We start from the raw sequence: 11,612 nt of genomic DNA, 5'->3' as shown, positions 1-11,612 counted from the left end.
CAGTTATTGCTGTTCTTGTTTTTGTTCCGCTGCAGATGTATCTTCCTGCTTTGGCTGATCTTCTGATTTCGCTTTGCTGCTGCCCTGGTCACGGTTATTGTAGTCATACTTCGAACGATCTACTGGCTTAAAGTCACGCGGTGTGTAGAATCGAAGCAAGTCACCATACACCACTTTGTCAGACAGCGAAAGCGCATTTTCAGTAAATTCCTGTTCTTTCTGAATTTCTTTATCTTTTTTCACGGGTTCTCCCGTTTTACTGTCAAAGTATTTGCCGTTAATGGCCGTAACCTTCGGACTCACAAAGCTTCCGTTACGGAAAGGAACAACCTGCTGATGCTGTTTGGACATTAAGTCGGTACCAAACTGAACATACTCTTTTGTATCGATTCCGAGAAGGTGAAGCAATGTTGGAAGAAGGTCAATTTGTCCGCCATATTGATGCTGCACCCCGCCCTTCATGCCTGGGACATGAATCATTAACGGCACACGCTGCAGCTGGGCATTGTCATATGGCGTCATTTCTTCTTTGTTTAATACTTTCGCCATAGCTTCGTTATGGTTTTCAGAAATACCATAATGGTCACCATACATGACAATCACAGAGTTATCATAAAGACCGGAAGCTTTTAGCTGGTCAATAAAGCTCTTTACACCCTCATCCAGATAACGCGCGGTCTGGAAGTAGCGGTCAACAGACCCGTCTCCTGTATTATCAGGTCCAATGGATGCTTCTTTTTCATCGATTGGATACGGGAAGTGGTTGGACAATGTAATGAACTTGGTATAAAACGGCTGCTTCAATGTTTTTAGCAATGGAATCGATTCATTAAAGAATGGTTTATCCTTAAGTCCATAGTTGACTACATCTTCATCATTCATATCATAATGGCTGGCATCAAAAAACTTATCATAGCCAAATGATTTATATGTCTCGTCCCGGTTCCAGAATGTTTTGTAATTCCCGTGGAATACCGCAGATGTATATCCTTTTTGTCCTAAAATCGCAGGCGCAGCCTGGAATGTGTTATTTCCATTTGTCGTAAATACAGAGCCTTGCGGAAGTCCATAAATGGAGTTTTCAAGCATAAATTCTGCATCTGATGTTTTACCTTGTCCGGTTTGGTGGAAAAAGTTATCAAAGTACAATGTATTCTTATCTTTTGTAAATGAATTTAGATACGGTGTAACTTCCTGGCCGTTTAATTTATAGTTGATCAGGAAATTCTGGAATGACTCCAGATGGATATAAATCACGTTCATGCCTTTTGCTTTCGCAAAGTATTTCGGATTTGGCTTAGCATAGTTCGCATCTTTATAATTCAGTACGTCTCCCATATCACTGGAATCCGCAGATGCTTTCTGAGCTGAAATACGCATGCTCTGGATTGCATCATAAAGGACATAATTGTATGTTCCCAAATATTTAACCAGGTAGTTGCGGTCAAACGTTCTTGTCAGCAGCTGAGGACGATCTGTTTCTGCAAGTCCGATATTAATGACTAGCAATGCAATCGCCGATACCAGGACCACTTGAACCTTGCGGCGGGCCATGCGTACAGGTTCCGGTTTGATAAACTTTGCGAACAGCAGTACAGCCAAAATGATCGTGTCAATAAAATAAAGCGGATCATACGGCTTAAGCAGTTCCCAGATGCTGCCGCCAAGGTCCCCAAAGTTTTTCGTTTGGGTAAGCGTGGGCATCGTAATAAAATCATTAAAGAAACGGTAATACACAATATTTGCATATAAAACAAAGGATAGGAAGAAATTAAGTACAATGGTCCATATATACGCTCTCCTGCCCTTTGCAAACAGCGCTAATCCGAAAAAGAAAATGGCTGAACTGATCGGATTGATCAGCAGCAAAAATTTCTGCATTTTATTTTCTATACCAAGATTGAATTCAACGAGATAGCCTGTATACGTTTTTAGCCAAAAAAGAATAACAGCTAAAAGGAAAAAACCAATATGCTTCTGAACAACATTTTGGCCAGCTTTTAAAATACCCTTCAATTCTTTCACCTCTTCTAGTACCTCTATAAACTGTAGGTCTTCTTAGATCGTTTGTTGCAGCTGTGAATAATCGCACCTGTAAATTTTAGTCTATTTTATTATAAATAGCAAAAGTGAAAATATGATGAAAAGCGAAGATTTAATTTTATTTTTGTTTATTTTTTCTTAAAAAAGGCTCGTTTACCCGTCCTTTTCGCTTATTATTGCGGAATTTTAATTGTAAAAACGCTTCCTTTGCCTTGCTTGCTCCTAACATGGATCCATCCGCCGTGAGAATCGACAATCCATTTGGCGATCGCAAGCCCCAGCCCGTGGCCCCCGAATTGTTTTGAGCGGGATTTTTCTGTTCTGTAAAACCGTTCGAAAATATGAGCGCGTTCTTCCGGCTGTATCCCTATTCCCTCATCTTCAACCGAAATAACAAGAAATTTTAATTTTTCTTTACGTTCCATTTTCGAATCCAGTTGGACTTCCGCTCCCTCCGGAGAATACTTTATGGCGTTTTCAAGCAGGATATAAAGCAGCTGATCCAGCCGTTCCCTGTTTCCGTACACAAACAGCCGGTTCTGCACATTCATCTTTAATGTTATACGCTTTTCGGCGGCAAGGGTTTCAATGGATTTTATGACCTTTTCCGACAGCTCTTGAAAATCAAATACCTCTTTTACCAATTCGGTATTTTCCGCATCCGAGCGGGCAAGCGTAAGCAAATCCCCGACAAGCTTAATCATGCGCTTTACTTCATATTTCATATTGGAAAGAACAGAATGTGAAAATTCATCTTCGTTTAATTTCTTTTCCATTTCCAGTGCATTGATGGAAGAAAGCAACACACTCAAAGGCGTTCTGAGCTCGTGAGAGGCATCTGCGGCAAACTGGCGCTGTTTCGTATAGGAGCGAGAAATGGGAGACATCGCTCTTCGGGACATAAAATAGCTGGTAAAAAAGGCAACAAAAGCAAAAACAAAAAGTAGGACAGCAAAAATATTTAAAAGACGGTCAAACAATTCCACCCGGTTGGAAATACTTTTACCTACATATAAAATACCTATAAACTCATTGCCCTTGTAAATTTTTCTTCCAGCCATCATCAAGTCGATGTGCCGGTTGTTCGGGCTTTCTTCCCAAGGCACATAATAAGTGACATTCAATTTCTCGTATTTAATCTCATTCGGATCCGGGTTCCATCCTTCAAGCTTTCGGTAAAGCTTCGGACGGAGCTTGTGATAGAGCTCATCCCCCGTCAAAAGCTTCCCTTTCGCATCGACCACATAATAGAAAAACTGTTCATCCGACAGCATGACAAAATTCTGAATGGAGGGTTTTTTCCCCTTTATCAGTTTTTCCTTGATGACCGTAACTTCCTGATCCACAAGTTTCTTCAACTGGGTCTCCTGGCTGTTGACGATTACACCGTACATCAAAAAATATACAATCACCATAAACAAGATCAAAAACAGCATAAGAATTCCCGTATAAATCATGGTCAGCCGCCATTGTGTCCGGCTGATTAAATTCAAATTTCTTAAGGGGTTCCAGCGGGCGATGAAATTAATTTTCAAGACGATATCCCACCCCGCGGACACTTTCAATGACTTCCTTTTTCGTCAGCTTTACCAACTTTTTACGAAGCAATTTTACTGTAGCATCCACCGTTTTAGCAGAAACATCGGCATCAATTCCCCATACCCTGTCCAAAATGGTTTCCCGTGGAAGAACTTGCCCTTTATTGCGGACAAGCAGATCAAACAACTGAAATTCTCTTGGTGTCAGTTGAATTTCCCGCTTGGAGGAGTTCACTTTATAACTGGTCCGATTCAAAACAATATCAAAGATCACAACCTTTTCTTCAACAATGGGAGCAAAGTTTCTTCTGGAAAGTGCACGAAGCCTGGCCAAAAGTTCATCAATTTCGAACGGCTTGACCAAATAATCATCCGCACCTGCATCCAGGCCATTGATCCGATCCTGTACCGCATCTTTTGCGGTAAGCATTAAAATCGCCTGGGAGCAGCCCCCGTTTCTCAATCGCCGGCACACGTCCAGGCCATTTTGTCCCGGCATCATCCAGTCAAGAATCAGAATATCAAACTCACGGGCAAGAGCTGCCTCATAGGCATCCTCACCATTGGTCACCCACTCCACATGATAGTCATTTTTTTTGAGCATATGGACAATTAACTTTCCAAGATGGATATCGTCTTCAGCAACAAGAATGTTCATGAAAAGCAGGCTCCTCTTCTTTTATCATTTCAACAATTGATGATAGCATATTTACTGCCCGGAAGAACGAAAATCCTGACGAATTCACATATTTCCGTGTTTTATCGTTCTTCAATTTTCAACAGTTTTAAAAAAAATGGTAGACAAAAACCACGTTAGGTGACATAATCAAATTATAAAACGAACATACGTTCCTGTAAACTCCATCAACAAAAGCCGGTGATCATCACCGGCATCAATCATCTACGATTTAAACACGTGCTCTACAACCTGTTTGGTTGCATTTCCTTTTTCCCATCCGCAAAATTTTTCATAAAAACATTCATAGTTGCCTTTATACTGTTCCATCACTTCATCAATATTTTCAATCGTGCGAATCACATCTTCACTGTCCCTTAAAAGCGGACCTGGAACTTCCTCTTCCAAATTAATATAAAACCCTCTGAGTGTATCCCGATACTTTTCCAGATCGTAGAAAAAAATAAAATATCTTGGGATTAAATAGGCATAAAAATCCTTTATCACTTTTTTCTTTAAAAAGGTTTCAACCTCCTCAAATCCGGAAATATAAACAAGCAACAATGGTAATATAATCACAAAAATTCAAATTTCGTACATATATTGAATAAGACATATTACCCCTTCTTTCGACAGCAGGCAGGGATTGACTAAAAAAAACAAGAAAACCACAGTAAAACAAAGAAGAAAGGAGAATGGTGATGAGTAATGAAGTGCTAAAAAAACACATTCACCAGCATTTCAACAGAAAAAAGATCAAGGATGAGCAGCTTGAAACACTGCTGGTACGTTTCATCCTATCCGTTAAAAAGGAAAAATAATGACAAAAAAGGAGCCTTAGGGACTCCTTTTTTTATGCCGATGTGCTTTCATTGTTATGATGCTGGATCTGTCTTCCAAAATGTTTAGACAAAACAAAACCATAGACCGATGCAAGGATCTGCTGAAACAGCATCCCGATCACGACAGGTACGGCTGTCAAAGGGGAAAAATAAGTGAGGGCAATAACTGAACCCGCACTGATGTTTCTCATTCCACCGCAGAAAACCATAGAAACCATTGTTTCATTATCATATTTCAGCAAAATACTGACTAAAAAAGACACTAAATATCCGCTGGCTGCAATGAAAAAGACAATGATTCCAATCCACACCAGTTTTTTATCCGCATGCTTCAGATAAGGAGCTGCCACCGATGCATTAATCGCGACTACAACTGCCATACAAATTTTCGATATAGGGGCTATCCGTTTTCCTAACGTCAATTTGATGTTTCCCTTCGTCTTGTGATTTAGAATCATACCCACAATGGAAGGAATGACAATCATGATCAGCAGGTCCTTGACCATTGGCCATACCTTGATGGCTACAGACTCTCCGACAAAGAGAGAAAGACTGTATGGGAACCACAAGAGGCGATAACAATGTATCAATTAATATGATGGATAAAGCAAGGGTGCTGTTTCCTTTATAAATAGAAACCCACATGCTGCTCGTGATTCCGCATGGAATGACCATAGCAAGCACCAGTCCAGTAATGGTGTAAGGATCCGTGGGAAACGCTATGTGTCCCACTGCCCAGGCCCACAAGGGCATAAAAACGTGCAGAATGGCCAACCCAATAAAAATGGGGACAGGACGAGACAACGTATTGCGCAAATGGGTAAAATTTGAGCCAAGGCTGCCCGAAAATGTCATAAACGCAAAAATCCACGGAACGAGAAACAGAAAGTTTTTTAGCTCATGTGTCAAAAGCATGCCCAAGAGTACACTGACCGGGGTAATGAGTGGCATGAATCGCTCTAGCTGATGATTGATCTTTTCTAACACGCTTAACCTTCTTCCTAATCATTCTAATAATTTACTATGTTATTATTTTACAATATATAAGATTTAATGCCAACAAACTCAGAAGAAAAGGCAGGGACAAATGCATTATTTTTGATACCTTTTTTGAATTGATTCATATTCTATAATCAACTTATCTTATACAATTGACAAACTATTAAAAATATCATACATTAAATTAAAATGATATACTTCTTATCCAGAGAGGCGGAGGGAATTGACCCTGTGAAGCCTCGGCAACAGACTCCCCTATGAGCACTGTGCCAACTTCAACAAGCTGCTGGCTTGAAAGATAAGAAATGTGTTGACGTAATTCGTTCATTCAACTCCTTCTTATGTTTCTATAAGAAGGGGTTTTTATTTAACTTTAATTCCTACTAAAAAGATAAGATTAGTTGATTATAAAGAATTGAGGAGTTGTTCATATGGAAAAGCAAGGTTGGTTTCTATGGAAGGATTGCAAGTTAACTGCCACCGTTCATTATCCCCGGCACACTTTAGGAATTCTCCAGGCCAAATTGCCGATTGTCATCATCTGCCATGGTTTTACAAGCAACCGAATCGGTGTGGACCGCCTCTTTGTTAAAACGGCCCAGCAGCTTTCCGCGAGTGAGTTTGTCGTTTTGCGTTTTGACTATGCCGGCTGTGGAGAAAGCGAAGGCAGCTATGGAGAAAATACATTTCAAGATTTAATCAGTCAGACACAGGCTGCTATTGATTATGCCTCAAAGCTGCCCTGCGTCGATTCCAGGGAGATCATTCTCCTTGGCCATAGTTTGGGAGGAGCCGTGGCGGTTCAGACTGCGGCAGTCGATCCGAGGGTAAAAGACCTGATTCTCTGGGCTTCGGTAGGAAATCCCTACGATGATATCGTGAATATTATTGGAAAGGATAAATGCCAAAGTTTAACGACAAAAGGGTATGTTGATCATCTGGGATATTCATTAAAAGCTGATTTTCTCCATTCCCTTCAATCCTACCATCCCATGAAGGAGCTGGCACAGTTTACAGGTGACATTTTACTTCTCCATGGAACAGAGGATAAAGACATTCCAAGCGTATACTGCACCCAGTTCTATCACAGCTGCTCCCATAGAATTCATGGAACTAGTGAATTGAAGCTCATTAAAGGAGCGAATCATACCTTTTCTTCTATCCATCATTTTAATGAACTTCTTGCCCAAACATTGAACTGGCTTAACCGCCAGTCAGCCACAGACCGCATCACGATCTAATCGATCATGATGCTTTTTTTATTGAAAAACACTCTGTGAGTAAATAACGTAGTATAATAGCTTTTGTGATTTTACAAATCATCGGGAATACATAGATAGAGGAGAGAAAGAAGATCGTGGAAAAAAATCCCCTTAAAAAGCTGCTCAGTATAGCAATGGTATGTTTACTGGCTGTGTTGGCTGCCGCATGCTCACCGGTTCAGGAGAGCAGCAGTCCCGATAGGCAGAGCGCTTCGATTAAAGGCACACCCGCAACTGTCACATATGTAGTAGATGGAGATACACTCGATGTTAAATTCAAGAATGGAAAAACAGAACGTGTCCGTATGCTGCTAGTGGATACTCCCGAAACGAAACACCCAAGGCTTGGTGTTCAGCCATTCGGTCCGGAGAGCTCAAAATTTACAAAAACACAGTTAACCGGTAAAAAAGTAGGCGTTGAGCTGGATATTTCCGAACGTGACAAGTATGGGAGACTGCTTGCTTACATATGGATTGGCAAACAAAACTTTAACCAGCTGCTTTTGGAAAAAGGACTGGCCCGGGTCGCTTATGTGTATCCGCCCAATACAAAATATGTAGACCAGTTCCGCGCCACACAGGAAAAAGCCCAGCAAAAAGGGGTTGGCATCTGGTCCATCGAGAACTATGCCCAGAAGGACGGTTTTCATGAAAATTCCAAGAGCCCATCTTCTAATGAAAACAAACAGCCTGCCAATCCCCCTTCAAATGAGAAACCCAAAGGAAAATGCAACATTAAAGGAAATAAGCAGTCGATGATCTACCATGTTCCCGGCGGCCAATCTTATGATGTAACAAAAGCCGAGGTCATGTTTTGCTCAGAGGCAGAAGCCCAAAAAGCCGGTTACCGAAAAGCAAAAAGATAAGACGCCAGACGGGAAAAGCCGGGATCAACTAAAACGCGCTGATCCGGCTTTTTTACTTGGTGCCAATAACCACCGTTGCTTGGAGCTCTGAGGAACAGACCACTGTTGAACTCAGGCCCTGCTCCTGAAAAATCCGCCATGTTTCTGCTGATTGGCGGGAGCTTGTTTCCATGAGCAGACTTCCTCCAGGTGCGAGCCAGGATCCTGCTTCAATCGCTGCCCTCCGCTGGATATCATGTCCGTCCAAGCCGCCATCCAGCGCTATCCGGTCTTCATACATACGCGCTTCTGCCGGAAGAGATGACACTGCATTCGTAGGAACGTAAGGGGCGTTTACCACAAGAACATTCACGCTTCCAAGCAAGACTTTTGGCAGCGGCTCATATAAGTCCCCTTCAAAAACCTTTCCGTCCGCCTTGCTAACATTCCGGCGCGCGCATATTACAGCTGCAGGATCAATGTCAGTTGCGTAAAGCCTGATCCCAGGCTTAAGCTCGGCAAGTACGGCCCCTACCGCTCCTGAGCCGCAGCAAAGATCCACCACAGCATCTCCCGCCCTTATTATCTCCGCAGCCTGATGTACGAGAAACTCGGTACGCCGGCGGGGAACAAATACATGAGAATCTAACTCAATCCGAAATCCGCAAAAATCCGCATGACCCATTACATGCTCAAGAGGCACTCCCTCTGCTCGCTTTTCTGTCATTCTGTCCAGTTCTTCGGGAGACACTGCAGCAGAGAGCAACAGCCGTGCTTCTTCTTCCGCGTAAACACAGCCGGCAGCCCTCAGCCGAGCAGCAATCCCGTCAAAAGCAGTAACTTCCATCAGCAGTCCCCCTTTGCAAATGACTAAAAGAACGACAAACCTACCGCAAAGATAACACCAGAAACCAGGAGCGTGGTCACACAATAGCCCATAATGTCCCTCGCCCCGAGCCCTGCGATCGCCAGTGCGGGCAGCGCCCAAAACGGCTGAGCCATGTTCATCCAGGCTTCACCGTAGGCAATCGCCATGGCAGCAACGCCAGAGTCAACGCCAAGCTCCTTGGCCGCAGGCATGATGAATGGACCTTGTACCACCCAATGTCCGCCGCCTGACGGAACGAAAAAGTTTACAAATCCTGAGCTTAGAAAAGCAAAGAACGGAAAGGTTGAAGGATTGGAAATAGAAATAAACGCATTGGTAATCATTCCGCCCAGTCCAGAAAGCTCCATCATCCCTTGAATACCCGCATAAAACGGAAATTGAATCAAAATGCCTGCGGTACCTTTTGCCGCATTGGAAACAGCATTCATGTAGGAAAGCGGTGTACCATGCAGCAGGAGACCGGTCGTGAAAAACAGTAAATTAACAGTATTTATATCGATTTTAAATCCGTTTTGAACTATGTAATAAACAATATAAGAATATCCGAGAACCGAGATGACCAAGCTCAGCAGCCGACTGTTTTCCATGGAAACCGCAAATGTTTTTTTCGTATCAACAGGAGCAGTGGCGATAGCCGCAGAAACCTCATCTTCTGTTAACAACTTCGGATCAATCCCGATCACATCTTTTCCTGTTGGCATCATCATCTTGGCCATAATCGGCAGAACGATAAGCAGCGCAAGAGTAATAAACAAATTATAGCTCGTAAAAATGGTATGAGTGAGCGGAATCAGTCCTGCCGTTTTTTCCATTGGATTTCCCGGCGTCGCAGCCACAAGGGGAACAGACCCCGATAATCCTCCATGCCAGGTAAGAAACCCGATATAGGCACAAGCAATCAGAAACCGGTAGTCGGATCCCGGTATACGCTTGGCCACTTCCTTTGCAAACAACGCCCCTACAATCAATCCAAAACCCCAGTTGATGAAACAGGCGATTCCGGAGCCTACAACAACAAGAATCACACCCTGTACCGGAGTTTTCGCTACTCCAGCAAGTTTGACCATCCACTTTTTAATAAGCGGGGAGCTCGCAAGTGCATGTCCGGTAACAAGGACAAGGCTCATTTGCATGGCAAAGGCAAGGAGGTTCCAGAATCCAGATCCCCAGAACTCTACCATATCAATAGGGCTATGATGGGTGAAAATTACTCCTGAGAGAAAAAGAACGATTGTAAGGATTAATGCAAACACAAAAGGATCCGGTAAGAACCGTTGAACGAGAGCGGTAAAAAAGTTAGAGAGCGCTTTCATAATTTCGCACGTCCTTTCTGCCTGAACAGGCTGTTTAAGTCTGTGAATAGATGCACTCGTTAACTATTCCGTTTACAAACCTGAAAATCCTGTCTGTTTAACGTAAATCTTGTAAAAAATTATCGAGTCTCACAAACAGAAGGTCTTACAGAACATGTTGATTTATTCATTTACCATTAGCAGAACTTTACCAGTGCTTTTCCTGCTTTCCACCCAGTCATGGGCTGCCGCTGCCTCATCTAGACGAAATTTCTTTCCGATGTTGATTTTCAGCTGGCCCGCTTCCAGTAATTGAAACACATGAGGAGCCATTTTCTGCAGGACTTCAGGCCGCTCTTTTCTTGTGGTTCCAAGGCTGAAGCCCAAAACCGAACGGCAGCTCGAATGCAGCCTGCCGGCTGGAATGGTGCCGTACTCTCCGCACGAATTTCCAAATACCACAAGCTTTCCGTACTTGGCCAGGCAGTCAAAGCTCTGATCCGTTAATTTTCCTCCTACTGAATCAAGAACAATATCGGCCCCTTTTCCATTTGTGAGCTCGTTTACAAGCTGAGAGATATTTTCTTTTTCATAATTAACAACATAATGAGCACCGGCGTCCTTTGCAATTTGCATTTTCTGTTCATTTCCTACCGTCCCAATCACCATTCCTGCTCCAAGGGCAAGGGCTGTCTGTATGGCCGTAGTGCCTACACCTCCGGCTGCAGAATGAATGAGAACCGTTTCCCCTTTTATCATTTTTGCAAGATTAGCCAGAAGGTGATACGAAAGAAAGGAAACAATTCCGCAGGAGCCTGCCGTCTCAAATGTCATATTGTCCGGGATGGGAAATGTCAATTGAGCGTCTGCTCTCATATATTCCGCGTAGGAACCATCATGAGGAAAAGCAAGCACCCTCTGGCCTTCATGGATGTTCAGCACATCAGGACCAACCTTCTCCACAATCCCTGCTGCCTCCAGTCCTGGAATAAATGGAAGATTCCCCTTCCCTTTTGTCCCTACCCTTGCTTTAATATCGGCATAATTGACAGAAGTAGTTTTTACTTTGATTAATACCTGATCGGAACCAATCTGAGGGACAGCTGTTTCCGACCATGTCATGTTTTCTGAACTTCCAAACTTTTTTACTATAATCGCCTTCAAGTGACTTCCTCCTTTTTTCTTATCGTAACAGAACACTTTAGCCCAAGAGCATGTTTACACAA

Annotated in this window: 10 protein-coding genes, 1 pseudogene and 1 riboswitch; of the genes and pseudogenes, 2 read left to right on the top strand and 9 right to left on the bottom strand. The window is 42.9% G+C overall.

All coding sequences use genetic code 11. The features are described from left to right. Positions 1 to 3: 3 nt before the first annotated feature. From ltaS to AS030_RS24675, 6 genes and pseudogenes are all read right to left on the bottom strand, one after another. Positions 4 to 2,016, bottom strand: a complete 2,013-nt coding sequence (gene ltaS, locus AS030_RS10705; protein WP_061971794.1) for a lipoteichoic acid synthase — start codon at positions 2,014 to 2,016, stop codon at positions 4 to 6. Positions 2,017 to 2,216: 200 nt separating this feature from the next. Next, a complete protein-coding gene (locus tag AS030_RS10700; protein WP_061971792.1) occupies positions 2,217 to 3,578 on the bottom strand; it encodes a sensor histidine kinase in 1,362 nt (453 codons plus the stop codon). Then, the gene (locus AS030_RS10695; protein ID WP_061971790.1) at positions 3,568 to 4,239 is read right to left on the bottom strand and encodes a response regulator transcription factor; all 672 of its coding nucleotides are present in this window, start codon (positions 4,237 to 4,239) and stop codon (positions 3,568 to 3,570) included. The genes AS030_RS10700 and AS030_RS10695 overlap by 11 nt, the downstream gene beginning before the upstream one ends. Positions 4,240 to 4,482: 243 nt before the next feature. Next, the gene (locus AS030_RS24555; protein WP_241840611.1) at positions 4,483 to 4,764 is read right to left on the bottom strand and encodes a CDP-glycerol glycerophosphotransferase family protein; all 282 of its coding nucleotides are present in this window, start codon (positions 4,762 to 4,764) and stop codon (positions 4,483 to 4,485) included. A gap of 346 nt (positions 4,765 to 5,110) precedes the next feature. Next, positions 5,111 to 5,668 carry a bile acid:sodium symporter family protein gene (locus AS030_RS24680; protein ID WP_338082320.1) on the bottom strand — a complete coding sequence of 186 codons (558 nt, stop codon included), beginning with the start codon at positions 5,666 to 5,668 and terminating at the stop codon, positions 5,111 to 5,113. A 61-nt stretch (positions 5,669 to 5,729) separates the two neighbouring features. Next, positions 5,730 to 5,954: pseudogene (locus AS030_RS24675) on the bottom strand (bile acid:sodium symporter family protein); the annotation flags it as partial. Between the two features lie 342 nt (positions 5,955 to 6,296). Continuing rightward, a riboswitch (SAM riboswitch) is annotated at positions 6,297 to 6,403 on the top strand. Between the two features lie 126 nt (positions 6,404 to 6,529). Between AS030_RS24675 and AS030_RS10680 the strand changes: the two are divergent. Further along, positions 6,530 to 7,339 (top strand): alpha/beta hydrolase family protein, encoded by an 810-nt coding sequence (locus AS030_RS10680; protein WP_061971786.1) that lies wholly within the window; start codon positions 6,530 to 6,532, stop codon positions 7,337 to 7,339. Between the two features lie 116 nt (positions 7,340 to 7,455). Beyond that, complete coding sequence (locus AS030_RS10675; RefSeq protein ID WP_240482317.1) at positions 7,456 to 8,226, top strand: thermonuclease family protein; 771 nt, start codon at positions 7,456 to 7,458, stop codon at positions 8,224 to 8,226. A gap of 52 nt (positions 8,227 to 8,278) precedes the next feature. Here the strand turns inward: AS030_RS10675 and AS030_RS10670 are convergent, their stop codons facing one another. From AS030_RS10670 to AS030_RS10660, 3 genes are all read right to left on the bottom strand, one after another. Further along, the gene (locus AS030_RS10670; protein WP_061971784.1) at positions 8,279 to 9,052 is read right to left on the bottom strand and encodes a putative protein N(5)-glutamine methyltransferase; all 774 of its coding nucleotides are present in this window, start codon (positions 9,050 to 9,052) and stop codon (positions 8,279 to 8,281) included. A 23-nt stretch (positions 9,053 to 9,075) separates the two neighbouring features. Further along, entirely contained in the window at positions 9,076 to 10,407 is a 1,332-nt protein-coding gene (locus AS030_RS10665; protein ID WP_082635789.1) for a TIGR00366 family protein, read from the bottom strand. Between the two features lie 162 nt (positions 10,408 to 10,569). After that, positions 10,570 to 11,550 carry a quinone oxidoreductase family protein gene (locus tag AS030_RS10660; protein WP_061971779.1) on the bottom strand — a complete coding sequence of 327 codons (981 nt, stop codon included), beginning with the start codon at positions 11,548 to 11,550 and terminating at the stop codon, positions 10,570 to 10,572. Positions 11,551 to 11,612 lie beyond the last annotated feature (62 nt).

It is taken from the genome of Fictibacillus enclensis, from assembly GCF_001457035.1.
GTDB lineage: Bacteria > Bacillota > Bacilli > Bacillales > Fictibacillaceae > Fictibacillus_C > Fictibacillus_C enclensis.
Note: the sequence above shows the minus strand (reverse complement) of the source record. Positions and strands in the feature narration are given on the sequence as shown.

Excerpts from the sequence above, each read along its gene's own strand:
- AS030_RS10680 (WP_061971786.1), top strand. The coding sequence starts at position 6,530 with ATGGAAAAGCAAGGTTGGTTTCTATGGAAGGATTGCAAGTTAACTGCC.
- AS030_RS10665 (WP_082635789.1), bottom strand. The coding sequence starts at position 10,407 with ATGAAAGCGCTCTCTAACTTTTTTACCGCTCTCGTTCAACGGTTCTTA.
- AS030_RS10670 (WP_061971784.1), bottom strand. The coding sequence starts at position 9,052 with ATGGAAGTTACTGCTTTTGACGGGATTGCTGCTCGGCTGAGGGCTGCC.
- AS030_RS10695 (WP_061971790.1), bottom strand. The coding sequence starts at position 4,239 with ATGAACATTCTTGTTGCTGAAGACGATATCCATCTTGGAAAGTTAATT.